At 42.0% G+C, this 25749-nt stretch carries 23 protein-coding genes and 1 riboswitch; of the genes, 12 read left to right on the top strand and 11 right to left on the bottom strand.

Features of this window, described 5'->3' with window-relative positions; all coding sequences use genetic code 11:
* The first annotated feature begins 273 nt into the window (after positions 1–273).
* Together UYC_RS0121430 and UYC_RS37990 are read left to right on the top strand one after the other, a co-directional pair.
* Complete coding sequence (locus tag UYC_RS0121430) at positions 274–1515, top strand: glycosyltransferase family 4 protein (protein ID WP_016875256.1); 1242 nt, start codon at positions 274–276, stop codon at positions 1513–1515.
* Positions 1466–1708, top strand: coding sequence for a glycosyltransferase family 9 protein (locus tag UYC_RS37990; protein WP_127011331.1), 243 nt, complete (start codon positions 1466–1468; stop codon positions 1706–1708). Before UYC_RS0121430 ends, UYC_RS37990 begins: the two co-directional genes overlap by 50 nt.
* Before the next feature lie 161 nt (positions 1709–1869).
* On the opposite strand, the gene UYC_RS0121435 is transcribed toward UYC_RS37990, so the two are convergent.
* Positions 1870–2220 carry a hypothetical protein gene (locus tag UYC_RS0121435; RefSeq protein WP_016875255.1) on the bottom strand — a complete coding sequence of 117 codons (351 nt, stop codon included), beginning with the start codon at positions 2218–2220 and terminating at the stop codon, positions 1870–1872.
* Between the two features lie 189 nt (positions 2221–2409).
* Here UYC_RS0121435 and UYC_RS0121440 point away from each other — a divergent pair, with 189 nt between their 5' ends.
* The 6 genes from UYC_RS0121440 to UYC_RS0121465 all read left to right on the top strand — a co-directional run bounded on the left by UYC_RS0121440 (position 2410) and on the right by UYC_RS0121465 (position 8212).
* Entirely contained in the window at positions 2410–3003 is a 594-nt protein-coding gene (locus UYC_RS0121440; RefSeq protein ID WP_016875254.1) for a TetR/AcrR family transcriptional regulator, read from the top strand.
* An 86-nt stretch (positions 3004–3089) separates the two neighbouring features.
* Positions 3090–3827: an SDR family oxidoreductase gene (locus UYC_RS0121445; RefSeq protein WP_016875253.1), complete on the top strand. Its 738-nt coding sequence runs from the start codon at positions 3090–3092 to the stop codon at positions 3825–3827.
* Entirely contained in the window at positions 3821–4324 is a 504-nt protein-coding gene (locus tag UYC_RS0121450) for an acyl-CoA thioesterase (protein ID WP_016875252.1), read from the top strand. The genes UYC_RS0121445 and UYC_RS0121450 overlap by 7 nt, the downstream gene beginning before the upstream one ends.
* A gap of 12 nt (positions 4325–4336) precedes the next feature.
* The gene (locus UYC_RS0121455; protein ID WP_016875251.1) at positions 4337–5125 is read left to right on the top strand and encodes a glutathione S-transferase family protein; all 789 of its coding nucleotides are present in this window, start codon (positions 4337–4339) and stop codon (positions 5123–5125) included.
* Between the two features lie 199 nt (positions 5126–5324).
* A complete protein-coding gene (locus tag UYC_RS0121460) occupies positions 5325–6410 on the top strand; it encodes an ATP-dependent 6-phosphofructokinase (protein WP_016875250.1) in 1086 nt (361 codons plus the stop codon).
* Positions 6411–6412: 2 nt separating this feature from the next.
* A riboswitch (Fluoride riboswitch) is annotated at positions 6413–6486 on the top strand.
* Between the two features lie 85 nt (positions 6487–6571).
* On the top strand, positions 6572–8212 hold the full coding sequence (locus UYC_RS0121465) for a cation:proton antiporter (RefSeq protein WP_016875249.1): 1641 nt from the start codon (positions 6572–6574) through the stop codon (positions 8210–8212).
* Positions 8213–8656: 444 nt separating this feature from the next.
* On the opposite strand, the gene UYC_RS0121470 is transcribed toward UYC_RS0121465, so the two are convergent.
* Positions 8657–9073, bottom strand: coding sequence for a hypothetical protein (locus tag UYC_RS0121470; protein WP_016875248.1), 417 nt, complete (start codon positions 9071–9073; stop codon positions 8657–8659).
* A gap of 408 nt (positions 9074–9481) precedes the next feature.
* Here UYC_RS0121470 and UYC_RS0121475 point away from each other — a divergent pair, with 408 nt between their 5' ends.
* The 3 genes from UYC_RS0121475 (at position 9482) to cysS (ending at position 12178) form a co-directional block, all read left to right on the top strand.
* Positions 9482–10192 carry a class I SAM-dependent methyltransferase gene (locus UYC_RS0121475; protein WP_016875247.1) on the top strand — a complete coding sequence of 237 codons (711 nt, stop codon included), beginning with the start codon at positions 9482–9484 and terminating at the stop codon, positions 10190–10192.
* Between the two features lie 133 nt (positions 10193–10325).
* Positions 10326–10715: a phosphoribosyl-AMP cyclohydrolase gene (gene hisI, locus UYC_RS0121480; protein ID WP_016875246.1), complete on the top strand. Its 390-nt coding sequence runs from the start codon at positions 10326–10328 to the stop codon at positions 10713–10715.
* A gap of 23 nt (positions 10716–10738) precedes the next feature.
* Positions 10739–12178: a cysteine--tRNA ligase gene (gene cysS / locus UYC_RS0121485; protein WP_016875245.1), complete on the top strand. Its 1440-nt coding sequence runs from the start codon at positions 10739–10741 to the stop codon at positions 12176–12178.
* A gap of 165 nt (positions 12179–12343) precedes the next feature.
* Here the strand turns inward: cysS and UYC_RS0121490 are convergent, their stop codons facing one another.
* The 3 genes from UYC_RS0121490 to UYC_RS0121500 all read right to left on the bottom strand — a co-directional run bounded on the left by UYC_RS0121490 (position 12344) and on the right by UYC_RS0121500 (position 15705).
* Positions 12344–13519, bottom strand: coding sequence for an ARPP-2 domain-containing protein (locus UYC_RS0121490; protein WP_016875244.1), 1176 nt, complete (start codon positions 13517–13519; stop codon positions 12344–12346).
* A gap of 131 nt (positions 13520–13650) precedes the next feature.
* Positions 13651–15072 carry a hypothetical protein gene (locus UYC_RS0121495; RefSeq protein ID WP_016875243.1) on the bottom strand — a complete coding sequence of 474 codons (1422 nt, stop codon included), beginning with the start codon at positions 15070–15072 and terminating at the stop codon, positions 13651–13653.
* A 264-nt stretch (positions 15073–15336) separates the two neighbouring features.
* Positions 15337–15705, bottom strand: a complete 369-nt coding sequence (locus UYC_RS0121500; RefSeq protein ID WP_016875242.1) for an alr0857 family protein — start codon at positions 15703–15705, stop codon at positions 15337–15339.
* A gap of 198 nt (positions 15706–15903) precedes the next feature.
* On the opposite strand from UYC_RS0121500, the gene UYC_RS0121505 reads away from it, so the two are divergent.
* Positions 15904–18831, top strand: coding sequence for a HEAT repeat domain-containing protein (locus UYC_RS0121505; protein WP_016875241.1), 2928 nt, complete (start codon positions 15904–15906; stop codon positions 18829–18831).
* 208 nt (positions 18832–19039) lie between these two features.
* Here the strand turns inward: UYC_RS0121505 and UYC_RS0121510 are convergent, their stop codons facing one another.
* The 6 genes from UYC_RS0121510 to UYC_RS0121535 form a co-directional block, all read right to left on the bottom strand.
* A complete protein-coding gene (locus UYC_RS0121510; RefSeq protein ID WP_016875240.1) occupies positions 19040–19723 on the bottom strand; it encodes an SAM-dependent methyltransferase in 684 nt (227 codons plus the stop codon).
* A 78-nt stretch (positions 19724–19801) separates the two neighbouring features.
* Positions 19802–21166: an APC family permease gene (locus tag UYC_RS0121515; protein ID WP_016875239.1), complete on the bottom strand. Its 1365-nt coding sequence runs from the start codon at positions 21164–21166 to the stop codon at positions 19802–19804.
* Between the two features lie 24 nt (positions 21167–21190).
* On the bottom strand, positions 21191–21784 hold the full coding sequence (locus UYC_RS0121520; protein WP_016875238.1) for a hypothetical protein: 594 nt from the start codon (positions 21782–21784) through the stop codon (positions 21191–21193).
* Between the two features lie 465 nt (positions 21785–22249).
* Entirely contained in the window at positions 22250–23014 is a 765-nt protein-coding gene (locus UYC_RS0121525; RefSeq protein WP_016875237.1) for a TylF/MycF/NovP-related O-methyltransferase, read from the bottom strand.
* Positions 23015–23452: 438 nt separating this feature from the next.
* Positions 23453–24853, bottom strand: coding sequence for a ferredoxin:protochlorophyllide reductase (ATP-dependent) subunit N (locus tag UYC_RS0121530; RefSeq protein WP_016875236.1), 1401 nt, complete (start codon positions 24851–24853; stop codon positions 23453–23455).
* A gap of 81 nt (positions 24854–24934) precedes the next feature.
* Positions 24935–25741, bottom strand: a complete 807-nt coding sequence (locus UYC_RS0121535) for a DUF5331 domain-containing protein (RefSeq protein ID WP_016875235.1) — start codon at positions 25739–25741, stop codon at positions 24935–24937.
* Positions 25742–25749 lie beyond the last annotated feature (8 nt).

Consider the following 25749-nt stretch of genomic DNA (forward strand, 5'->3'; position numbering starts at 1 on the left):
TGAAAAAATTTAGAGATTGCAAATATTAAATTATGTTTTAGGGGTTGCTGAATAAGAGTATGAATCATAATTTGGCGTTGCTGATTCCAAGTATGAATTTGTCTCACGCAGAGGCGCAGAGTCGCAGAGAGTAAGAGTTTTAAAAATGCCTGATTCTTAAATTTCGTACCTCAATTCAGTAATGCCCATAATTTTATTGACTTTTGTGTGAGGCTAAAAAACAATTCATACTCAAATTTAGTAATGCTATATTTTGAGCATTTTTAACTACCTATGACTCATGTTGCTATTATTGCTGGTGCTTACAAGCCTAAACATTGTGGTGTCGCTCACTACACTTCACGTTTGCGTTCTGCTCTACAAAAGCTAGATATTGAATCTGTTATTCTCACTACACATACAGCTGCTATGCAGGCAAATGAACTCAACATAAAAGGTGTGGTAAAAGATTGGCGATTTGCTGATTTGATGTCTTTGGTGCAAGCAGTAAATTCAATTGATGTTGACATCCTACATATCCAACACGCAGCAGGAACTTATGGATTTGAACTTGCTATCTTTTTGTTACCATTACTTCTAAAAACTACGGGCTACAGTCAGCCAATAGTCACAACTGTGCATGAGTACGGCTGGTGGGAATGGCAACCAAAGTATCTACCTTCACAAGTTGTGGAATGGTTAAAAATGTGGGGACAAAATCACGGTTGGTGGGATAGAGAAGATGGATTTTTACTAACTTTAAGTAATGCAATCATTACAACTAATTCTGAAGCAGAAGCAGTAATTCACAAACGCTTACCACAGCTTAACGAACATATATTTAATATCCCGATCGCCGCAAATGTTGAGTGTACACCTATTGACCGAACTACAGCACGTCAGCTATTGCGTAAAATCTGCCATTGGGGTTCAGATACGGTTGTGATTGTCTTTTTTGGTTTTCTTCACCCAGTTAAAGGCTTAGAAACTCTCTTAAGCGCATTCCAAAAAGTGCTGAGAACTCATTCCCAAGCACGACTGTTACTAGTTGGTGGTGTGGAAAGTTTAGCTTTACGAGGAGAAGAGGCAAAACGTTATTGGGATAAACTTCACACTCTAGCAAGAGAATTGAATTTAGGTAATCAAGTGTATTTCACGGGCTATCTGGATGCTGAAACTGCTTCAAAATATCTAGCTGGTGCCGATATAGGAGTATTACCTTTCAACCACGGAACAACAATGAAAAGTGGTTCACTCTTAACTTTGTTAGCTCATAATTTGCCAGTAATTGCCACAGAACATTCTACACCTCTACCAGATGAAATGAGGGTGCAGCTAGTGCCTCCTCGTAATATAGATGCTTTGGCAGATGCACTTTGCCAATTACTGAACAATCCTGAGCAATGTAGGCATTTAGGTGAATCTGGTCGTACTTTTGTAGAAAAATTTAGTTGGTCAAGTGTAGCGCGATCGCACTTCCAAATCTATCAGCAACTTTGTTGTTCTTCATCCCGGCGCAACCGATCGCCGACGTAGGTGGGCAGCACAAAAATTCGCCGCTGTCGGAGACGCTTTGGCTGCTGCTGGTGCTGATGTTGTCGTCACGGGTACAAAGCCAGAGTGGGAATGTGTCAATACTGTAGTCAAAACAATGAAGGCGATCGCACCCACAATTACCAGGTACTTAGAAGCTAACTCAAAACAGATAGTGTTTCGTCTACCCAGGTAAATGGGAAAAGTTTGCAGAGCTAAGATTTTGTTGTTTTAGATTCCACGTGGGGACACAGGTAAGCAACTAGTAGCTCTTGAGTCTGACTGAGAAGCTGTTGGCGATACTCCGCGTGCCTCTGCGTTTAAAAACACTATGATTTTACGCAAAACTGTATTTAATTATTCCTCACCCTTGAAATTACCACTTTGACTCATCAAGTAGTCCCAGATACGGCGAATTTGTTGATTATTCTCACTCACAAGCTGCATGGTTTCAGTGGTAGAAGTCTTTACCAGCTCGGCTAGCTGATCTACACTTTGCTCTAATCTGTTAAGAGTAGCAGCGTTTTGCAGAGATTGTTCTGCAAGACGAGCTAGTATCTCATCATGTCGAGCTACGCTTTCAACGGTGCTAGTGGCTATCTGTGCTACCTGTGTCATTAGTGGAGACAACTGGTTAAGCATCTCAGCATGAGTTTGCAGCATCCGCTCAATCCGGTCAAGTCTATCCTGTCGTCCGTTCTGAGTCATGGTGTCCTCTTGCCGTCATTGGCGGTGTGGGAAGTTCGTTGTGAGTTTTTTCTTAATATTTTGCACAATTGTATAACGCGATCGCACTTATATAGTAAAAGGGAACGGAGAACAGCACATAAAAGACTTGACTATAAACTATCCATCAAGTTAAACTTAATCAGACCAATCGGTCGCAAATAAATTTAGATGTCAAAAGGCGAACAAACAAAAGAAAGAATTCTCCAACTAGCAGCCGAACTGTTTAATCAACAGGGGTATGCGGGTTCGTCTATTTCAGACATCATGCGGGTGACAGGATTGCAGAAAGGAGGTATTTACAACCACTTTCAAAGCAAAGACGAATTGGCACTAATGGCTTTTGATTATGCGATCGCTCAAATGAGACAGCTTCATAGAACTGCTTTGCGAAGCAAGCGTCATGCTATTGAGCGTTTACAAGCAATCATAGATGTATACTACACCTTAATAGAGAATCCACCGATCAAGGGAGGATGTCCTTTACTGAACACAGCTGTTGAGAGTGATGATGCTCATCCAGCTTTACGCGATCGTGCTCAACAAGCGATGAATTCATGGCGCGACATGATTTGTCGAATTATTCAAAAAGGAATTGAAAAAGGTGAAATTCGTCCAACCGTGGATGCCGATGAAGTTGCAACTATTATGATTGCTACATTGGAAGGCGGTGTGATGATGAGTAAGTTATATGGAGATGCAATTCATATCGAAAGATTAATCAAGCACTTAAATGATTACATTGAAACCCAATTGCCAATTTAGACATAATTAAACCTCTTTTTTTTGAGCAAAAACAGACCGCTCGGTCTTGAAAACTTTGACATTAGTAAATTAAGACGAGGAAAGCTATGAGTGATTTTCGCAATCAAGTAGCTCTGGTAACTGGAGCATCACGAGGGATTGGCGCAAGTATTGCTCAGATATTAGCTGAGGGTGGAGCTGACGTGGTAATTAACTACCGCAGCAAAAGTCATCGTGCTCTTGAGGTAGCCGATGTTGTTCGTGCCAATGGTTGCCAAGCCCTTCTTGCTCAAGCAGATATTACTAACGAGAGCGAAATGAGGCAGATGGTGAATTTAGTAGAAAAGCAATTTGGTAAACTCAACCTCCTCATTCTCAATGCTAGCGGTGGAATGGAGAAAGATAAGGCTGCTGATTATGCTATGCAGCTCAACCTGACTGCCCAGTTGCGTGCTGTTGATATCTTCTTACCACTCATGCCAGAAGGTGGATGTATTGTCTTCGTTACCAGTCACCTAGCTCATTTTTATAGTCAAAAGCCTGTCTATCCAATTTATGAAACAGTGGCAAAGAGCAAAAAAGCAGGTGAGGAAGCTTTGCGTGCCCGCATACCACAACTGGCAGCTAGAGGAATAAAGTTAGTTGTGGTAAGCGGTGATTTGATTGAAGGCACTATTACCCCAAAACTAATGCAGCGCCAAGATCCGGATTTGATCGAGTCTCGCCGCAAATCCGCAGGTTTTCTACCCAGTGTTGAAGATTTTGCCCGTGCGATTGTCAATGCTGCTGGCGATCGCAATTTAGAGAGTGGGACTACCATTTTCGTGGGAAGTACTGAGTGGTAAATCACCTCGACATACTAGCAACTATTGAGACGAAATTTTTTGCAATTAATTGGGAAAATGAGGGAATATTTATGATGGGCGATCGCACTTTACAAAGACCATTAGAAGTAGAACTTGCAATACCTGTAAAAACATACGACATTGATTTTGTTGGCATCGTTCACAACAGTGTTTACATTCGATGGCTAGAGGATTTACGCATCAAGCTTTTAGATGAACACTTACCACTTGCTCAACCTTTAAAAGCAGGATTTTGCCCTATCATTGCTGGAACTGAAATTGAATATAAACGTCCGATTAAACTTTTTGACAAAGTTATTGGACGCTTGTGGTTGAGTAATTTAAGTAGGTTGAAATGGACTGTCAAAGCAGAAATTTTATCTAATCATGAACTAGCAGCAATAGCGACACAAAAGGGTGCTTTTATCAATTTACAAAATGGTCGTCCAATTCCAATTCCAGAAGAATTGCAGAAAAAATATTGCGAGTATCAATAAAATTTACCAACTATGAATCAGAATCTTGATAGTCAGAAACAAGTATTTCGTTTGATTACTATTCCCATCAGCCATTATTGTGAAAAAGCACGATGGGCACTTGAGAAACTGAAATTACCTTACATAGAACAGAGACATACACCACCGTTTCATCTATTAGCAACAGGTAGAGTTGGCGGCAAAACAACTCCGGTTCTAGTCACTACAGCAGGTGTTTTTACTGACTCCACGACTATTTTGAAATATCTGAATTCCATGGCTCCCGCTAATGCCAAACTTTATCCCACAGACTCAAATTTGTGTCAACAAGTAGAAGAATTAGAAGATTTATTTGATGAGCAACTTGGCCCGGCTACACGGCGCTGGGGTTATTTTCATGTTATGAATGACTATCAATTTATGCAAAAAAGATGGTGTCAGGGTGTTCCTTTTTATGAACGGATATTATTCCCGCTAGCTTTTCCTATAACTAGCTCAATGGCTCGACAGAAACTAAATATAACTCCAGAAGCTACTGCCCAAGCTTATGAAACAATTAATAACATTTTTGCCAAAGTTAGTGAGTTGTTGGTTGATGGACGCACATTTTTAGTAGGAAATAGTTTTTCGGCTGCCGATCTCACCTTCGCGGCATTGGCTGCTCCTGTTGTACTACCACCACAACACCCCAGTAAACCCAGTCCTTTGCAGGAGTTACCGCCCAATATGGCAGCTGAAATTAATGCCTTTCGTGAAACTCCTGCTGGCGCATATGTGCTGCGTCTTTACCGCGATCGCTCACATCTTGCTCCAGCTATTTGATTGCGATTTTTGTAAGGTGGGCATTGCTTAAAGTTAACTCAAAATCTTATGTTTACATTCTAGGCAATGCCCACCCTACGGTTATTGGGAAGAGTGCTTTTGCGCCAACCATATTTTAATTTACTAACTTAGGTTAATTTACACTCTCGACGTTGCATCATATATTGTGCAACGCCCACGTTTGAAATATAAAAAACATATGGGAGAATGTAAGCGAATAGGCATTCTTACTAGTGGAGGGGATTGCTCTGGTTTAAATGCAGCGATCAGAGCAGTAGTCCATTGTGCTTGTGGAAAGGGATGGGAAGTACTGGGAATTCGTCAAGCTACTCTGGGATTAATGGCACACCCACCCCAATTTACAAAGCTGGAGATTGATCAAGTCGATCCGCTGTTAACTTCTGGTGGGACAATGTTAGGAACCACCAACAAAGGCGATCCCTTTGCTTTTCCTATGCCTGATGGCAGTCTATGCGATCGCTCAGAGGAAATTATTGCAGGTTACCATCAACTAGGTTTAGATGCTTTGATTGGCATTGGTGGCGATGGTAGCTTGGCTATTCTCCGTCGCTTGGCACAACAAGGCGGTATTAATTTAGTGGGCATTCCCAAAACAATCGATAATGATATTGGCATTACCGAACACGCGATCGGTTTTGATACAGCAGTTAATATTGCCACAGAAGCACTCGATCGCTTACATTTTACCGCAGCTTCTCACAGTCGAGTCATCATTTTAGAAGTGATGGGTCGTGACGCAGGACACATCGCCATTGCTGCGGGAATTGCCGGAGGAGCAGATGTGATATTAATTCCAGAAATTCCCTACAGAATTGACCGCATTTGCGACAAAATTAAACAGCGACAAGACAAAGGCAAAAACTATTGTTTAATCATAGTTTCCGAAGCGGTTCGCACTCAAGAAGGCGAAACTGTCACTATGACAAATCGTTTGGGGCAATCTCGATATGGTGGTATCAGTCAATACTTAGCCGATCAAATTAGCGATTGCATTGGTGCAGAAACGCGAGTCACAGTTTTAGGACACATTCAACGGGGTGGAACCGCTTCACCACTAGATCGGTTAGTGGCAGCTGCTTTTGGTGTAGCAGCAGTAAATCTCATAGACAATGGTAAATATGACTACATGGTAACCTGGCAAAATCGCCAGGTGATGACTGTACCAATTGCGGAAGCGATCGCTCAATATAGAACTGTCGATCCAGAGGATACTTTAGTAAAAACTGCTCGTGGTTTGGGTATTTATTTGGGAGATTTGCAGTAAAGTAATAATCAGGCGATGGAGCTCGCCATAACCGCCTTAAGTATTGAATAGAAAGGCTGATGGCTCCTACTTTTCCGACTTGCTATGGAAGAGTAGGGCTATTTGCTTTTAACTTCCGCTAGCAAGTCACGCTTGCCCACTCATGATTTTGCAACTGCGTGATGTTAGAAAGCATTCTTTGGATTTTACTTGCAGGTTTTTTTGTCGGACAAATTACTCGACGGTTGAAAGCACCCGCACTTGTGGGCATGGCTTTGGTGGGAATTATACTGGGGCCACAAGTTACCGATACAATTAGCCCTGATGTACTGGCAGCATCTGCTCCTTTGCGAGCGATCGCTGTAATGATAATTTTGATGAAAGCTGGTTTGGGGTTAGACAGGGAAAAACTGCTCCAACAAGGAACAGTAGCACTGCGATTGGGGTTTCTACCCGCTTTGTGCGAAGCCCTATTTGTTGCGATCGCTGCCATATGGCTCTTTAAATTCGACTTGCCGACGGGATTGCTACTTGGTTGTATTATTGGGGCGGAGTCACCTGCTGTGATTGTACCGGGAATGCTGCGACTGAAAAGTCTGGGTTGGGGAGTGACGAAGGGAATTCCCGATGCAATTCTTACTGGCAGCGCTTTATCAGATGTATTGCTACTGTTGGTATTTAACTTGTTGTTGAGCTTCTTGGCACAGGAAGCAGGAGGAGTCACATTACCTTTTGGCATTACTCTGAGTGCGGTTCAACTCCTTCCGCTGCAAATTATTTGCCAGATTATTCTGGGAGTCATTCTCAGTTTGGTGACAGCACGACTGTTGGTAGTATTGCTAGCAAAGCAGAACTGGACTCAAAATGCAGTACAAGATACCCTAGTTGCAGCAAGTTTTGCATTGTTATTGGTAGTTCTGGCAGAAAAATTTCCTTTCTTCTCTGGCTATCTGGCAGTCATGGCGACGGGATTTTTCTTAATTGAACTTGATGCTCCTTTAGCACGGCGCTTGCGTTCAGGTTTTGATAGCTTGTGGGTTGTGGCAGAAATCGTATTGTTTGTACTCTTGGGCGCAAGTATTCAACTGCAAGTATTAGAAAAAACTCTACTTCCAGGATTGCTGATTCTAGCGATTGGGACATTGATTGGACGTGCTTTAGGATGGTACTTATCTACCTTAGGTAGTAACTGGAACTGGCGAGAGCGGTTATTTTTGCTATCAGGGAACTCTGCTAAAGCCACAGTTCAAGCGGCGATTGGGGCAATTCCCTTGACACAGGGGATTCAGGGCGGGGAGACAATTCTGGCAATTGCAGCCTTATCTATTCTAGTTACTGCACCCTTAGGAGCCTGGGCTATTCCCACCTTTGCACCCAAACTACTAGAGCGAGGTGAAGTCGATCCCACCAAGGTAGCGATCGCTCGTCGGATTGTGCTGCTAGCCGCTGTTGATAGTTCCCCTTTAGCCAGTCAAGTGTTAGCTAAAGTTGCCGAGCTTGCCCGCCGCAGTGATGGCGAGATAATTGTATTGCACGTCATCCGCACTAACGAGCCTTATGGAGTAGCTCATCTACGAGAAAAATCTCAACGCCTCCTCGCAGACATCCGCCACAAGTTCATTACTGTCACAGGCTCAGTACCAGAGGAAATTGTTCGTGTTGCTCAAGATTATCAAGTTGCTGAGATTGTTATGGGTAAGCGGGGGCATCGAGCTTGGGATGAGGTGCTTGTGGGTTCTGTATCCCAAGCAGTATTAGAATCAAGTCCAATTCCCGTTATCTTAGTTGAGGATGAGCGCATATCTGTTCGAGGTGGTAAATAAAAAAGCCAGTGCGAAGAACTCCACTGGCTACAAGGAACGCAATACAGGATAGTGCTTTAGAGAGTGATGATATGAGAATAAGAATTCCATATTATCTATTGTCTTGTAAAGTTAGATGCAACTTTCATGCAACACCATTCGACTTTCTGGGTGAGTGAGCTTGAATATAAGCAGTTTGGCGTTGCTGATTTAATGTATGAAATTAATTCTGCGTAATGCCAAAACCCTTGCCCAAACGCGATATATCGCGTCTCTACATCCGGATTCATACCGCGATTCAGCAACGCTAGCAGTTTTAATTACCAGATGATTTGGACATTGTTGATGGACTGAATATTTAGAATCACAAGTAACTAGGGGCAGATTCAAATACAAAGCGGTAGCCGTAATGATGATAAATTTGGAGTTGGGGGTGCGTGCGATCGCTGCTCCTTGACACAAACTTTAGCGTGTGTTGACACCTTTATATCTTCGTACCTTTCCCAACTCACCACTATTAATTGCTGTAGTCACCGATTTTCTACTCAATGAAGCGCTGCCAAGAAAACTAGAAAACGCAAATAGCATCCACCCCAAGCAGATATGCTTTCGCGTCTGCCATTCATACTGCTTGCTGACTACGATCGATTTTGTGTTAGCTTCGATAATTTCTTGCTCCCAACATCCTAATGCGGCAATCCCGAATAAGCCTGTGCTGATGATAGAGGAAATCATGATGATTTTTAGAATGCGACGCTCTAGGGCTTGTTTTAACCTCAGACGCTTGACACGGCGATTATGGACGAGCAACTTACCTGTGTCTATGGGTTCTAAGTACTCTTGTTCAGCCAAAGGATAAGTAATTTGTCTGTTATAAGTCATTTTTTCTTACCTGGGTGTGATTATGCTGTGTAATTAAGATTTTAGATTTAGTGGTTGATTTTAAACTTTTACGATCGCTTGAACTACATTCCAAAGAGAGAATCCCACTTTCTTTAGTCAGAAGCTTGCAAGCGATCGCACTACCCAAAAGCTTGAGTTACATCTAGGCGAGATCCAACTGTAGACATCGCTAAGACACCCTTGAATTTTTCTTCTGTTTTCAGATTGCACCATCAAACCTTTTTTGGCGTTGCTGATTTAATGTATGAATTTGTCACGCAGAGGCGCACCAGTCGCAGAGAGTAAGAGTTTTAAATGCCTGATTTTTAAATTTCATACCTCAATTCAGCAACGCCCCTTTTTTGCGCTATTATGATAACGATTATCATTAATCCTAAATTTTGAAATATGAATAAAGAGCAGAGCCGCTTTGATTTTGACTCAAATCCAAAATTCCAAACGATAGATTATGCAGTTGCAGCACGTAATTTTGTCCCTGGTTATGAGTCGATATTCGATATGGCAGTTGCACTTTTAGATGCAAGCGTTTCAGAGCAGGCTCATCTGTTGATTGTTGCCGCTGGCGGTGGTATGGAACTCACAACTTTTGGAAAAGCGCAACCGCAATGGTATATGACAGGAGTTGATCCTTCGGCTAAAATGCTAGCGATCGCCCAAGAAAAAGTAGCGGAACATGGGTTAACAAATCGTGTGAAGCTCCACCAGGGATTAACGCATGAATTGCCTCTGACTCCCCTCTATGATGCAGCAACTTGCATTCTTGCAATGCACTTTCTCCCCGATGATGGAGCAAAACTATCACTGCTTCAAAGCATCTCGCAACGTCTCAAACGAGGAGCTAAATTGATTCTGGTTGATTTATGTGAGGAGAAAGGCTCACAAAGGTTTAACGATTTCCTCACCGCTTACAAATATCATGCACGTAACTTAGGAATGTCACCAGAAGTAGTAGAGGAAGCAGCAAGCAATGTCATACATATTAATTGCATCTCTGAACAAAGAACTATTGAACTATTACAAGAAGCAAATTTTAGTAAGATTACTCAATTTTTTACAGCCCTCTGGTTCAAAGGTTGGATAGCAACAAAAAATACTTAATTCACTCGTAGGGGCAGGGAACAGGGAAAAAAGAATAAAAGTGTACTGAGTTTTTTAAGTGCAAAGCACAGGCTACGCCAACAAACATTAAATATGAATTCTATAGCTATTGAACTGTTTGTAGTAAATACTAATGAATCAAAATTTATTGTGGATTGAAAAACTGAAGTTTAACGAGCAAGGTTTGATTCCTGCCATAGCTCAAGATTACCGTGATGGTACTGTTTTGATGATGGCTTGGATGAATTATGAATCAATTAAAAAAACACTATCTACAGGTGAAGCTCATTATTGGAGTCGCTCGCGCTCCCAATTATGGCATAAAGGCGCAACATCTGGACATATTCAAAAGGTAAAAGAGCTTTTTTACGACTGTGACGGAGATACCATCTTGCTGAAAGTAGACCAAATTGGTGATATTGCTTGTCACACTGGTGCAAGAAGTTGTTTTTTTAATGCTGTACAAATATATCCTCAATCTAATTTTTTGAATTCATATTCATGCTCTAAAAGAGGGCAATAAATTTTAATTTTGAATTTTGAATTATGACTTTGACAATCTACAACACTCTCACTCGTCGCAAAGAACCCTTCCAGCCGCAAGAATCAGGTCACGTAAAAATGTATTGCTGCGGTGTTACGGTGTACGATTATTGTCATTTGGGTCACGGACGTTCTTACATTGTTTGGGATATAGTGCGTCGCTATTTACAGTGGCGGGGGTATAAAGTCCAATATGTGCAAAACTTTACTGATATTGATGATAAAATTCTCAATCGAGCTAATGCAGAGGGAACTTCTATGCAAGAGGTTTCTGAGCGTTACATCCAAGCTTACTTTGAGGATATCAGGCGCTTAAATGTGATGGATGCTTCTGAGTATCCCCGCGTCACGGAAAATATTTGGGTTATCCACCAGTTAATTCGGGAACTAGAAAAAAAAGGCTACGCCTACGCCATTGATGGGGATGTTTATTATCAAGTGCAAAACTTTTCTGAGTATGGCAAGCTTTCTGGGCGTTCTTTGGAAGATATGCAAGCTGGGGCAAGTGGTAGGGTAGATTCAGAAGAGTCATCTGTTAACAAGAAGCATAACCCATTTGATTTTGCTTTATGGAAAGCGGCAAAACCAGGGGAACCAGCGTGGGATTCGCCGTGGGGTAAGGGGCGTCCGGGGTGGCATATTGAATGTTCAGCAATGGTGCGATCGCTCTTAGGTGATACGATTGATATTCACGGTGGTGGCGGCGATTTGGTATTTCCCCACCATGAAAACGAAATTGCCCAATCGGAAGTTATTACTCTTAAGCCACTCGCACGTTACTGGATGCATAACGGCATGGTGACAGTGAACGGTGAAAAGATGTCTAAATCGTTGGGTAATTTTACAACGATTCGCCAGTTACTCAATCAAGGCGTCGATCCGAATGCAATCCGTTTATTTGTCTTGCAAGCCCATTATCGTAAGCCTCTAGATTTTACAAAAGATGCCATCATTTCCGCTGAAAATGCTTGGAAGACGCTCAAAGAAGCTTTGCTTTTCAATTCAAAATTAAAGAACTTCCGCCTCCTACCTCTTGCAATGCCCAATCCCTATGTTGAAAGCTTTCAGAGGGCAATGGATGATGACTTTAACACAGCTGCTGCCTTAGCGGTTCTATTTGAATTGGCAAAAGAATTGCGTCGTGAAGGAAACTTGCTTATCCATCAAGGCAAGACTGATACCCCTTTAGAAACGATTGAGCAGCAGTGGCAAACGTTAGTTCACTTAGCACAGGTTTTAGGACTAGAAGCAGTGCTAAATGAGGAAGCGGATACTAAACAAGAAGATTTAAGTAATGCAGACATTGAAACTTTAATTCAACAGCGACAAGATGCACGTAAAGAGCGCAATTTTGCCGAAGCCGATCGCATACGCAACCAATTACAAGCAGTAGGAGTAATATTAATCGATAAACCAGATGGTACAACTGTGTGGCATTGGTAAACGCGAATTGCTCGCAAACAATAAAAAATTCGGCGTTGCTCAATTGCAGTATGAAATTTAAAAATCAGGCATTAAAAACTCTTATTCTCCGCGGCTGGTGCGCCTCTGCGTGACAAATTCATACATTAAATCAGCAACGCCAAAAATTCAGTTCTTGAGACGCATTTATTTAATTTTTTTCCGTGCTGCATCGCGTACTTGTTGATTCAGCAGATATCCAAAGCCGCAAGCTTCGAGACGAGAAACTAGTTCATCACGGGTATGTCCCAAGGCTTTAGCTGTAGCGTCAATATTCCATTTATATTTTGCTAATTGGCTGAGTAAGTACACGCGACGAGTTTGGGCAGCTGATAAACGGTAAGTTTTAAGATATTCTAATTCTCCGTTATCTCGCACGATCGCCTCGCCAATATGGTTTTCTTCTTTGGGTAGTAGGTTAGTGATAAACCGTTGCATTTGGAATGGCCCGGCAGTATATACTATCTGGGATTGGATCTGGCGTTGTAGCAACCCTTCGGCCATGAATCCTTGAAATGAAGCCCAATCTGCGCGCATTTTAGCGATCGCTCCTCTTAAATCTGTCAAACTATGAATTTGAGCATCATCCACAGATAGAGCCATTGGGTAGGTTGTATTGTACATAAGGCTGTATTCGTAAATCAGTTCACCGTAAAAGTCTTCTAAAAGGCTAGTGTGCAAAGCACGGTAATCTTCTGGCGTGGGAACTACAAAAGCAGAGGCTAAAGCTTCAGCGACAAATACTAATACACCAACTTGTCTTTCATGGATTTCAAACACTCGCAAAGCATCTTCCAACCCTGCGATGTAACGTCCGCTAACAGATGATTCGTAGCGTGAACCCAGTCCGTGAGACAGGGCATATTTAGAATACTCGCTCCAAGCAATGTCCGGGCCAGAAAAAAACAATGATAGGAAACCTTCCATTGCTAGGTGTAAAGGTAAAAATCTCAGTTGATTGCTTGATTCCCGCTTAACCATGCGGTGCATTAAGCGCACGCTTGCACAACAGGAATTAAAACTCTTACCATCACGCTTGAGCATCTGTCCACCAAAGCTGGCTACTGGACTGCCGTCATCACTCCAAGACATCACCAAGCCATGAGGCACATAAGAAAAATATTTCATGCCGGGTTCGGTGATTTTACCCTCTAGGGAGACAACCGCAATATCTTCATCGTAGGAACGACGTAGCAAGCGCAAATCACCCTGCACTTGTTGCCGCAGTAATGGCACAATACGCACTGCACCCCGGATTTGGGAAGGCGCAATTTGCAGTCCTTTCAGGGATATATCTGTTAATAAACTTTTTGTTTTTGCCATAGCGATTTTTATTAATCTAGGTTTTTGGGTTATTCACATCTTGCACCAGTTCCAACAGCCTGGAGGCGGCAGCCCATGAACCCTCGTTACCAGGTTCAACCTAGTAACGAGAACTAGAGCCTCTGGCTCTCTCAATTTAAAAATTGCTCTACTCTTTGTGCTAGATATATTTCTAGTTCTGATAAGGGTGCAGAACCTTCGGCAAAACGAGCAAAGTTGAGCATGGTTGGTAAATCTTCTGCGTCTCTTAGCCCTACGGTGGGGATGAATGGGCTGAGGGTGCGTAAGGAAAAGTCGTCGGAATTAAATACAGGGTTGCAATGAATTATAGAAGTTCGCCGTTTGGGGTCTAATTTATGACGGTAGACACGCAAGACTTCGGCTGCTCCATTGGGTGGATCGTTTTCGCAACCATCGGAAATAATTACTATTAACTCGGCTCCCGATCCCAAAGCTGCTAACAGTGGTGTTGCTAAGTCAGTCTGTCCACGGGCGCTTACTTGTAATGAATCTTCTACGGGTACTGTCCAAAAAGCTCGGTATTCTCTAGCTGCGGCTTGTAACAGATAGTGTGCAGCCATAGCTACACCCAGGGGACGGCGGCGCTTTTCGCTAGAGCCAGAACTAGAGTAACTGCAATCTAAAACGGCTGCAACTTTTCCTAGTTTGAGGGGTGCTTTTTTTAACATTAAACGCGCCGATCGCTCTAAGGCTTGGTGTAAAATTTCTCGTTGTTGTTGTCGTATCTCCCCAGGTAAGGAAAGGATGTATAATGCCAGCTTGGTTAAGGGCAGACGACCAAAATCCACATTGATTTCAGTTTCTGTACGTTCCGCCGCACCTTGCAAACGCAACTTTTCCCCTAAAGTCATTTGCTGTTGAATTCGAGATAAGAACACATCACGGGGAACTTTGTGTTTAACCGCAAATCCTTCGGCGATGGTGAAAGGTAAATTATAAATAGCTTCGGCGCTGTAATGTGCTTGGCGAAACTGTTCAAATAACTGGGTTGAGTAAGACTTTTGCTTCCAGTTACGGAAGAGGAAAGTACCTAATTCGCCGTGCAGTTTGAGGTGTGCGTGCGTGGCGATCACTCTGACTTTAGCGCGGTACTTAACAGCATCAAAACTTATATCACGCCGCATACTTAAATAATCGCGGGCGATCGCTCTACTGCGTCTATTATTAATTCTGCGTTGTCGTAACTGTTGTAAAACTCCCCAAGCTCGCTGTGGCGGTAAGGCGTTGAGTGCATGGGCAATTAGTGCGCCTTCTTCTTGGCGATGTTCTGGGAGTGTGTCTTTTCCTGTCGCTAGTAATTTTAAGATGATTTGAGCTTGGTTGAAGTGGTTGATACCTGCTGCTAAAGTCCGGGCATATAGCAAGCGGTAATTACCGAGAATGTAATCATGTAAAAAGTCAATTGATACACGTTGACCGTAAGCATCATCATAAAATTCTTTTTGTCCGGTGCAGGCGAGACAGGCATTGATGAACATTACTAAGTCTTCTCGCGCTACTTGTTCAACACGGTTGGTATAGTTATTATTCATAAAGTTTACTCACGCAAAGGCGCAGAGACGCAGAGAGAAAGAGTTAAAAGTAATTTTGAGTTCGGGGAAAGAACAGTATGATTAGGTTGGACAACTTAACAGGTTGGAACGGAAGTCATACTAAAGTCCCGCGAACAATAAATTCTCTGCGTCTCAATTTGATTGGGGTGCTGTTCGGGGAAAGGCGGCACGACTAACTAGGACAGTTTCAGAATCTGGTTTCGGAAATCATGCCAGAGTCCCGCGAACAGCAAGACTGAATTACTAAGCGTGACAGAGTTGTTGTTTTTGAGATAGCTGTTGCAGTAATAATTCCACAGATGGAGTTAGATTTGTGAGGAAAACTCCTGTTTCACTATTGGCAGTTGATGTGATCCAAATACCTTTTAGAGTAACTTCCAGCCATGAGGAATCACAAAAACAAAACTCTATCAAATTCGCTTGAGCTAGCTTTTCTAAAATAGCTAAAAGGGATGATTCAGTAGGTAATAGAAAAGCCGCAGTGCTTGGTTCCATATAAATATTTGTGCCAGTGGTGAGAGCCAAATTTACTCTTTGATTTACCCAATTTTCTAAAGGTATATTGAGATAATCTAGGTTAAAGCTATTTTTGGTGTAAGTCAGTTTTAACATATAAAATAAAAAGGGAATAGTTATTATTTGTGTGCTTTGGTTGACTGAATCTATAAAATCAGAATATTCGGGGGAATTTCCCCTCAGCTAATTGTGGATGTACAATCGGAAATGCTTGTGAAATCGAGTTTAGACAGTTAAGGGAAGTTGCTAAACTTGGGGGAATCCCCGAACTTTGTTCAGTCGATAATAACGACAATGGCAAGAGCAAGTTATGGCCCAGAGGCGAAAAAGCGATCGCGGCATTTATTAGAGACGCTGTTAGCCTATGCTAATGACGCCATAGATTGTGATGAAGCAGCTTTAGATGCCCTGCGCCCTCAGATCCAAACTCGCTGGCAAAGTGAAACTCGTCTAGTTGTCAGAACTAAGGTGAGATTTTTGCAAGCTTTAACAGGGTTAACATCAAGTCAATTAACATCTGAACAAATCAAAGAAGCTTTAAAGCGGTTTGCAGATTTTTTAGAAATCTTAGAAGATAATCGCCCATCTCGTGGAGGCTCAGAAACTTGGCACTTCACTTTAAATCTCTGGTACAAACGCCAAGATACAGCAGCCAACTTACAAAAATTTGATTGGGAGTGGGAAAGCCGCCGCCCAGAGAAGTCCAAACAAGTAACAGCACAGACAAGGGGAGAAGTCAGACAAGCTCAAAATTCTCCCTTATCTTCATCTCTGCCATCACTCGACTGGCAAGAAATATGTCGCGCTAATCTGAATAGTCGCCTGACTACTAATCCTCTCACCTGTGCAGATGGTGTAACTTTTGATTTGGAACAAGTTTACGTACCTTTGGGTTTGGTGCAGCGAAAAAAACGTCTGAGCGATCGCACTGATGTGACTCCGCAAGAGGGTTCGCGGTTATATGAACCAGAAGACTTGGATATTACTCAAACTTTTGACCATGATGAGTTTATCCAACAAGTGTTAGGAAATAAGCAAAGTCAGCGAATTGCAATTGTTGGCGAACCAGGAGCAGGAAAAACTACTTTATTACAAAAGATTGCTCTTTGGTTGTTGGATAATACTACAGATTTACCTGTTTGGATTTCATTAGCAGATTTACAAGGTAAAACTCTAGAACAGTATTTAATTCAAGACTGGCTACCTTCAGCTCTTCATAAGTTGAGGGTTCCACCAGAAATCGAAGATGCATTCTGCGAACAGTTTAACCAGGGAAGAGTTTGGTTACTTTTGGATGCAGTAGATGAAATGGTAATTGAATCTACTAACACCTTGGCGAAAATTGCTAGTTTCCTGAAAGGTTGGGTAGGCGATGCCACAGTTATTCTTACCTCTCGGCTAAATATTTGGGATGGGGGGAAGAATGCTTTAGAAAATTTTGACACTTATTGCAATCTGCATTTTACTTACGGCGAAGCTCAGACACAGGATCGGGTAGGGCAATTTATTTGTCGCTGGTTTCAACACAACCCGGCTTTAGGGGAAAAATTGCGAACTGAGCTAAACCAACCAGAAAGACGACGAATCAAGGATACAGTAAAAAATCCTTTACGCTTGGCGTTGTTGTGTCGGATTTGGGGCATCACTCAAGGAGAATTGCCTAATAGTAAAGCGATGCTTTATCAGCAATTTGTTGAGGCAATTTATGAGTGGAAACAAGACCTTTTTCCTACTACTGAAAAAGAGCGACAGCAGTTAAATAAAGCACTAGGAAAATTAGCACTATTAGCTATTGCTCGCGAACAAACCAAGTTCCGTCTGAGACATCGTTTTGTTTGTCAAGTTTTAGGCACTCCTGATGATGGTTTATTTCAATTAGCACTCCAATTAGGGTGGTTGAATCAAGTGGGTATGTCGGAAATAACGGGAGAAAAAGTTTATGCTTTCTACCATCCGACTTTTCAGGAATATTTTGCGGCTCAAGCTATTACAAATTGGCGTTTTTTTCTATTCGGTAGTGGGGAAGATTATTTACTTTCCCATGAAAGCAGTTACCGGATTTTTGAACCGCAGTGGCGAGAGGTAATTTTGCTTTGGCTGGGTAGGGATGATGTACCACAAATTGAGAAACAGGAGTTTATTCAAGCACTCACTCAATTTGAGGATGGATGCGGGGGATTTTATAATTATCAAGCTTATTTTCTGGCGGCGCAGGGAATTGCTGAGTTTACAAGTTGCCAACAAGCTGATGAAATTGTTTGGCAGTTAATCAAGTGGCGTTTTGGTTACTTTCATCCCCAAAAACAAAAATGGTGTAGATATCCATCACCAATTGTTGAGGGTGCGCGAATAGCTTTACTTAAAACCGATCGCACTCAAGCGATCGCCTGCTTAGAAAAATTTATTACTTCTTGCCAAAATGAGTTTGATAGTTGGAATGCAGCCTATAGTTTAGGCAAAACTTTTGACCCTGGTAATCAGATTGCGATCGCCTCTCTGGAAAATCTTGTTAAAATAGCTCGTCATGAGACTATCCGTTGGCAAGCTGCCTACAGCCTAGCCAGAGTTGATGCAGAAAATCAAACAGCTATTACTGCATTGATAGAAATTATTAATACTACTAACAATGAATCTATTTGCCGCAAGGCTGCCTATAGTTTAGGTAAAATTGATTCCAAAAATTTACTTGCTATTTCTACGTTAAAAAAAATTGCCGCATCAGCCACAGATTCATCTCAGCGTCGCCAAGCGGTAGAGAATTTAGCTACTCTACGCGGTGAAGAAATTACAAATAAATCGCAGAGGAAACGAACACAAACAAAGAAATTATCTTTGTCTGTTTTACCTGAAAAAATTACAGCCTTAATCCGTGGTATCTCCTCCTCTGATGATGAAGACACCAAAAGACGCAGAGCTTATAAATTAGCCCAATTTGACCCAGGAAATACTATTGCATTTACAACCTTACTACAATTAGTTAAATCAACCCAAAATATATCCTTACGCAAACGTACAGTAGATAATTTAAAAGAAATTCTGATTGATGAACAGTTGCCAAAAGTGATTGTTTACCTAAAAGATTATTTTACTGATACATTACAGGAACACGAGTTAGAATCCCATCGAGATGATTACAAATTGATGTGGTACTGTGCCGAAAATATGACTTATCAGGAGTTTTATCAAGCTTGGCATAGCCAAAGTGGTACGGTGATACCATAAACAAAAACCCACTACTCTGAGACTCCATTGCTGGATTACCAAATAGTATGGGTGATTGCATTTGAGCTTTGCATCGATGCTGAAAAACGAACCTGGCACGACATCATTATTCAAATCTATTTTCCCCCCTTGGAAAGAGGGGTTAGGGGGGATAGCAAAACTTTGAAAACAGACTCTAGTTAGAAAATAGCTTGCGGGGTAGTCACATTTACAGCAAATTAGCCGGAGGATTCTTAGGAACTCTCCAAACGTAAATTGTTCTTCCCTCTACTTGCTCTACCCTCTCTGGTTTCCACTCGCCCATATCAAAAGCGTGAGAAACAACAAGAGTGCCGGGTTTGAGTTCCTTCAAAAGCTTGGGACGGAGTTTGACGTTAATATCAGGCAGTAGGTAGAGCGTGACTACTGTTGCTTCACTCAAGTCAGTATTAAATAAGTCTTGCTGGCGAAACTGCACGCGATCGGTTACTCCTGCCTTACGAGCATTCTCGTTCGCTTCTTGAATGCGTTCTGGATCGATGTCAATACCAACTCCCCGTGCTCCATATTTCTGCGCGGCAGTAATTGGAATTCGCCCGTCACCACTACCGAGATCGTAAACTACATCATTCTTATCCACCTGTCCCAGTTGTAGCATTCTGTTTACTACTTCCTGGGGTGTTGGTACGTAGGGAACATCGGCTGGGCGTTCTTGGGGTTTGGTTGTAGTAGTGGGTGCGGGTGCTTGGGCTTGAGTGTTGTTAACAGGCTCTCGTTGTGCTGCGGTGGTGGAGGCAGGTGTTTGTTGCGACTCTACTGCGGTATTATCCTGTTGGGCAGTGCATCCAACAATACTTAAGCTTGCAACACTAATTCCAGTGAGTATTCCAAGAAATAATTTTTTTGTCTGCATAATTTCTATCCTGAATTAAGTATTGAACTAAAAATTGAGATCTATAGGGACTAGGGATGTTTGTTGTGTGATTAAACACTAAGTTCTACGGTAACGATGCTGGTTCCATAGCAAAAACGGGATACCAGCAGCCACTACCACAACGCCCACAATTGCCCCTACATTGGTGTAAGCCAAGCTGGAATAGAGCAAGTAGCCACAAACTAAACAAAAAAGCAGTGGTGTAATTGGATAAAAAGGTACGCGAAATGGGCGTAGCGCATTGGGTTCTCTTCGGCGCAGCACAAACAAAGATATACCTGAAAGTAGAAAGAAAAACCAAAAAACTGGTGCAGTGTAGTCCACCATCGTTTCAAAACCTCTACGGGTGAAGGTGCCTAATAACACCAAAACTAGAGCGATCGCCCCTTGTAAAAGGTAGGCAAACGTAGGAGCGCTGGAACGTTGCTGCCAGTGCCCCATAAACCCGAACAAAGAAAAGTCTTGTCCTAGAGCATAATTTGTGCGTGCGCCTGTAAAAATAGTGGCATTAATTGCACCCAAAGCAGAAACAGCAATCAAAAGACTGATAAATACTGCTCCTGGCTGCCCAAGTATGTTTCGCATTAAAGCAGCTGCTACTGCTTGCGACTGTGCCATTTGGGCTAATCCCAATCCCCGCAAATAAGCAACATTGATCAGCAAGTAAATCGCGGTGATAATGCCTATACTCCAAATTAGCGATCGCAAAATATTGCGCCGTCGATTCTGAATTTCTGCAGAGATGAAAGCTGCTTCATTCCAGCCACCATAAGACAACAAAACAAATAGCATTGCTAGTCCCCAAGTTCCTTCTGTAGGGGGAGGAGGTGAACTAGGAGCAGCAGGAGAACCAGAAACAGCAATTCCAATCCCAATTACTAACAGCAAGCCAAGGACTTTCACCGCCGTTAGCCAATTTTGCATCCACTTGCCTTGCTGCAAACCGAGAATGTTTAAAGCAGTGAGTAAAGCGATCGCTGCTGCTGCATACAAAGAAGAGGAAAAGTTGCCCAGACGCAACACCTCAGAAAGATAATCCCCAAAAATAAATGCCAACAGAGTAATAGAACCTGTTTGAATCACAGTCATTCGTGCCCAGGCAAACAAAAAGGCAACATTTAACCCAAAGGCACGTTTGAGGTAATAATAAGTACCTCCTACATCCGGATAAGTAGTGGCTAACTCTGCGTAGCACAAAGCGCCAATCAGAGATATCAAGCCCCCAGCTAACCATAACAGCAGTGCAGTCAACCCATTACCAGTATTAGCAGCTACTACAGCAGGAGTTTCAAAGATACCTGCGCCGATCACAATACCGACAATCAAAGCAACTGCATCAAAAAATGTCAGTGATGGCTTTGGGCTTGCTACTTCGGTTGTAGCTCCTTGCTTAACAAAAGCGTAATCTTCACGTCTATTCACTAAAAGTACCCTTGCGTGAAAGTTCTAAAAGTTGTAGCCAACGCCCAGTAGCAGTCCAACTTCAGTATCATTAATAAAACCAATATTAACCCCAGCAGTTGCCGTAAATTGATTTGACAAGGGGACATCAACACCACCGCTCACCAGAAAGCCCAGATCGTCATCGTCACCCGTGGAAATCAGCACACCTGCACCCAAGTAAGGAGCCACATTCAGTTGTTGTTGGGGCGTACCTGTTACTGATTGAGTTGCAAAGTCAACTGTCACAGGAATGAGAAATACCGGATCGTCTTTAATTAAAGCAGTAGGACGAACGGACAAGTTTCTGCTCAAACCGATTTTGGTAATGATAGAAAAGGCACCTTCACTGAGAGTGGTATCGCCGCCCAAGCCAATATTACCGCCAACCCCAATATAGCTACGCCCACTACGGGTAGCTCTACCTGGTGAAAATCCTTGCGCTATCTTTTGAGGAGTAGCCAAAGAAGTTGCTTCTTGTTCGGCAACTGGTGTAGATACAGGGGTTGTTTGGGCATTGGCTTTGAATCCGCTAAATCCTGCGATCGCAACCACAACACTTAGTAGAGAGACAATTTGCCCGATCAGACGAAAATACATAACTAAAATCTTTGTGTATGTATGTAAAAAACTGAGGAATCTTGAGTTATGCCCCTGATTTCATAGTTAAAAGCAAATGTGACAGGAAAATGACAATTAAAGTAAATAAATGAAAAATTTTATTTACTCTGTCTTGAAAATAAGGCAGAGGAGGCAGAAGGCATAAGGAAAGACAGTTTTCATTCCCTCGTTGTGTGATTTATTACATGACTATCTAGTTTGAAAATAAGGGCGCTTAGGCTAGAGACTGGGAAAGAGAAGTTTTCATCAGTTTTGTTGTGTGATTAAATCATATCGATACTTTGAAAATAGGGAAATCTTAAGAGAGAATGGGAAACTTTGCATCATATTTGCTCTCATGTTTAGAGTAGAAAAGCAGATAGAATGCCTACGTCCTCCAGCGGTGGGATTTTACACAAAATTGGGTAAAAAATTCTACAAATTCGTAGCAAAATAAAAGCTAATTCAGAGCAACGGTTTTCCTATCACTACACTTCCACCCATATCAGGAAGTGCAATGTAACTAATGCTATTATTTTTTGCAAATTCACGTACAGCTTTTTTGGCTCCTGGATAGTTGTCAATATTGTAGTCATTTACCATGATGTAGCCTCCATGAGCTAGTTTTGGATAAAACCAACACAAACCAGCGTATATTGGCTGATACAGATCCGCATCCAAGCTTACAAAGCAAAATTTTTCATCTTCACATCCACTTGCTGATTCTGGAAACCATCCTTTCTTGACTATGGCTTTTTCTTGATGGGACATTCGAGATAAAACTAAATCTATAGTAGTATTGCTAAAATCATGGTAACTTTGTGTACCGTATCCCATCTGTCGATCAATTTGAACATCCCGCTCGTCAAAGCCCTCAAAAGTATCAAATAGATAAAGCTTCCTGTCTGGGAAGTAATTGTTAATTGCTGAAGCAAAAATTCCTTGAAATACGCCAACTTCTGCAACAGAACCCTCTATTTCGTGTTCGTAAATTTCTCGACTCAGTAGTTCTAATGTTCCATATCTAACAGTGTCAAGACTATAAAACCAGCATTCTCCAAAATCTACAAACCAAGATTCGGGCTTATTCAAGATCGGATTGGTATAACGATTAGCTTGTTCTATGTTGCCTCGAATTAAATAATAGTTATTGCGATTTCCTAATCGTCTAAATACTTTTAGCAAAGCTCTATGAAATTGTTGTTTGAGAAACTTTTTAACTGCTTTCATTGAAGAACCCTTCACTTTTATAGTTAAGCTTGATGCAAGCAGCTTCGACTTCTTTACTAGCTTATACCAATTATTGGGAATACTTATTCTCTATAAAAATGCATTTAAGAATTTAAAAATTACGTCTAAAGATAGTTGAATATTTGCTGCTCAATTGAGAAATCCAGTAACTAGTGTTCTATCGCATTAATTTTGCTGGGTAAAATAACGAACCACAAAGGACGCGAAGAACACAAAGGAAGAGGGAAAGAAGAGAAATTGAAAAGTTGATTAACCTATCAAAACTTTTGCGATAGAACACTAGTGTAGAGACGCGAAATTTCGCGTCTGGACAATAAATAAAAAGCGATCGCATTTTGGCGATCGCTCTTATCAAGATTTACTCAATCTCTAGACAAACAAGTAAAATACTCGCTAAAGATTAGAAAAAGCAGATTCTTAAATCTTGGCTTCTTCTTTAACTAATTTCTCCCAACCCAAATCTTTCAAATTATTATTCCGACGCAAGGGACGAGTTACTAATTCTAAAATGTCACGGGCATTGGTAAAGCCGTGAATTTGAGCGAAGGTGAACTCTACAGACCATTTAGTATTTATACCACGTGCTTCCAATGGGTTAGCATGAGCCATACCAGTAATTACCAAGTCAGGCTGCAATTCATAAATACGTTGAATTTGGTTGTAGTTGTCTGGTTTTTCGATAATCTTTGGAATAGGTGCGCCCATTTCTTGACAAGTCTTTTCTAACAGAGCCAACTCAGCAGCTTGATAGCGCTTATCCATGTAGGGAATGCCAATTTCTTGAACGATCATGCCGCAGCGTACCAAGAACCGCGCTAGAGAAACTTCCAACAAGTTATCACCCATAAAGAAGACTGACTTGCCGCGAATTAGTTTAATATACTCTTCTAAACTTTGCCAGATTTGAGCTTCGCGTTCTTCTAATCCTTTGGGAGTAATACCAAACACCGAACAGATTTTCTCAATCCAAGCACGAGTACCATCAGCCCCGATTGGGAAGGGTGCGCCAATCAGCTTGCATTTGCGACGACGCATTAAGGTAGTAGCAGTACGGCTGAGGAAGGGATTAACACCAGCAACATAATACCCTTCTTCAATTACAGGTAGTTCTGTAAAACGCTTGGCAGGTAGCCAGCCAGAAACTTTAATGCCTTGCTTTTTCAGTTCTAAGGTTAACTGAGTAACCACAGGATCGGGGAGAGAACCAAACAAAACCAGAGGCGGGTGATTAACGTATTCAGTTTCTTCTTGGGCAACTTCTTCTTTTTTCTTGCCAAAGTTGAGCAGCTTTTGAATAGCGTTACGCTCATTCTTATCAGCTTCTACCACAGGAGCTTTATCAGGGCAACGGGCAGCCATTGCGGCTAACACCGTGTCTTCTCCTTGAGTGAAAGCGTAATCTAAACCATTGGCACGAGCTACAACAATGGGAATACCAATTTCAGATTCTAGCTTTGGTGCCAAGCCTTCCAAATCCATTTTGATAATTTCGGTAGTGCAGGTGCCAATCCAAACAATGACACTGGGGTTGCGATCGCGTTTAATCTGCAAGCACAGCCGCTTTAACTCATCATAATCGTTGAGCTGCGCTGAGATATCTCCTTCTTCTAACTCAGCCATAGCATAACGCGGTTCAGCAAAAATCATTACCCCCATCGCATTTTGCAGGAAGTAACCACAAGTCTTGGTACCAATTACCAAAAAGAAGCTATCTTCAATTTTTTGGTATAACCACGCCACACAGCTAATTGGGCAAAAAGTATGATAATTACCGGTTTCGCATTCAAAATTTAAAGCTTCTGGTTGAGCAACAGTCATTTTGTTATATTCTCCCCTTGATTTTAAGGCATAGCTAATCGCTAATAGCTAATAGCTAATGGCAATTAGCTATTAGCCAACTCATGCGTTGGGGAAGAGACGGGCAATTTCCGAGTCATCAAAAGTGCTATTTGTCAGTTCTTCCCCTACAAAAATATCAGTATTGCTTTCGCCCTGTAGAGCTGCTGTTTCGTCACCCCAGACATCTGACAACACTTCGGTAAAATCATCCTTTTCTGGTGCAACGGTAGCGGAAATTTGGTTGCCTATTTCATTTAATTCATCAAAGGAAATATCACCAAACTCATCCTCCTCATCGCTTTGCGATCGCTCTTGGAACTCATTTGTAGATTGTTGATCTGGGGATGAGGAATTTTCGCTTAACCCATTTAAGGTTTCGACTGCAACTGCTCTGAGTTGATCTCGCACAGTTGCTTCGCTCACCATAAAACTTTGTTCATGGTTATCACTCATTCCCAAATCTTGAGCGATCGCACCGTTCCCACAGCCATTGTTTTGAGGAATTGTCAATGTTTCATCATGGAGCTTTTCTTCCAAACACACTGCTTCATCCCCATCTTCCGAACTTTGCGATTTGGGCATTACGCAGTTACCGAGAGCATAGTCTGGATCGAAATTTAAACCCAGCACCTCAATCAGAGTATCAGCATCAGGATTAAGTCTGGAAAAGGGTAGCATTAATTGCGCTAGTTTTGGTTCTAGTGCGTTGGCTACTCCCAAGATGAGGTAAGAAGGTGGCCGCTTTCCGCCATCAGGTGTATAAACTGATTCAACCTCCATGTGAAGTTTGATCCAATCGCGATTGACCTGAAAAAAATGCAACCACTTCTGCTTCAATGAATCTGTAAAGCTGTAAAAGAAGGCCATATTGTCCC

The organism is Chlorogloeopsis fritschii PCC 6912, from assembly GCF_000317285.1.
In the GTDB taxonomy this organism is placed as follows: Bacteria; Cyanobacteriota; Cyanobacteriia; order Cyanobacteriales; family Nostocaceae; genus Chlorogloeopsis; species Chlorogloeopsis fritschii.

What these genes read in the sequence shown, in the direction of transcription:
- UYC_RS0121430 (WP_016875256.1), top strand. Translation starts at nt 274, where the DNA reads ATGACTCATGTTGCTATTATTGCTGGTGCTTACAAGCCTAAACATTGT.
- UYC_RS0121435 (WP_016875255.1), bottom strand. Translation starts at nt 2,220, where the DNA reads ATGACTCAGAACGGACGACAGGATAGACTTGACCGGATTGAGCGGATG.
- UYC_RS0121440 (WP_016875254.1), top strand. Translation starts at nt 2,410, where the DNA reads ATGTCAAAAGGCGAACAAACAAAAGAAAGAATTCTCCAACTAGCAGCC.
- UYC_RS0121445 (WP_016875253.1), top strand. Translation starts at nt 3,090, where the DNA reads ATGAGTGATTTTCGCAATCAAGTAGCTCTGGTAACTGGAGCATCACGA.
- UYC_RS0121455 (WP_016875251.1), top strand. Translation starts at nt 4,337, where the DNA reads ATGAATCAGAATCTTGATAGTCAGAAACAAGTATTTCGTTTGATTACT.
- UYC_RS0121460 (WP_016875250.1), top strand. Translation starts at nt 5,325, where the DNA reads ATGGGAGAATGTAAGCGAATAGGCATTCTTACTAGTGGAGGGGATTGC.
- UYC_RS0121465 (WP_016875249.1), top strand. Translation starts at nt 6,572, where the DNA reads ATGTTAGAAAGCATTCTTTGGATTTTACTTGCAGGTTTTTTTGTCGGA.
- UYC_RS0121470 (WP_016875248.1), bottom strand. Translation starts at nt 9,073, where the DNA reads ATGACTTATAACAGACAAATTACTTATCCTTTGGCTGAACAAGAGTAC.
- UYC_RS0121475 (WP_016875247.1), top strand. Translation starts at nt 9,482, where the DNA reads ATGAATAAAGAGCAGAGCCGCTTTGATTTTGACTCAAATCCAAAATTC.
- hisI (WP_016875246.1), top strand. Translation starts at nt 10,326, where the DNA reads ATGAATCAAAATTTATTGTGGATTGAAAAACTGAAGTTTAACGAGCAA.
- cysS (WP_016875245.1), top strand. Translation starts at nt 10,739, where the DNA reads ATGACTTTGACAATCTACAACACTCTCACTCGTCGCAAAGAACCCTTC.
- UYC_RS0121490 (WP_016875244.1), bottom strand. Translation starts at nt 13,519, where the DNA reads ATGGCAAAAACAAAAAGTTTATTAACAGATATATCCCTGAAAGGACTG.
- UYC_RS0121495 (WP_016875243.1), bottom strand. Translation starts at nt 15,072, where the DNA reads ATGAATAATAACTATACCAACCGTGTTGAACAAGTAGCGCGAGAAGAC.
- UYC_RS0121500 (WP_016875242.1), bottom strand. Translation starts at nt 15,705, where the DNA reads ATGTTAAAACTGACTTACACCAAAAATAGCTTTAACCTAGATTATCTC.
- UYC_RS0121505 (WP_016875241.1), top strand. Translation starts at nt 15,904, where the DNA reads ATGGCAAGAGCAAGTTATGGCCCAGAGGCGAAAAAGCGATCGCGGCAT.
- UYC_RS0121510 (WP_016875240.1), bottom strand. Translation starts at nt 19,723, where the DNA reads ATGCAGACAAAAAAATTATTTCTTGGAATACTCACTGGAATTAGTGTT.
- UYC_RS0121520 (WP_016875238.1), bottom strand. Translation starts at nt 21,784, where the DNA reads ATGTATTTTCGTCTGATCGGGCAAATTGTCTCTCTACTAAGTGTTGTG.
- UYC_RS0121525 (WP_016875237.1), bottom strand. Translation starts at nt 23,014, where the DNA reads ATGAAAGCAGTTAAAAAGTTTCTCAAACAACAATTTCATAGAGCTTTG.
- UYC_RS0121530 (WP_016875236.1), bottom strand. Translation starts at nt 24,853, where the DNA reads ATGACTGTTGCTCAACCAGAAGCTTTAAATTTTGAATGCGAAACCGGT.
- UYC_RS0121535 (WP_016875235.1), bottom strand. Translation starts at nt 25,741, where the DNA reads ATGGCCTTCTTTTACAGCTTTACAGATTCATTGAAGCAGAAGTGGTTG.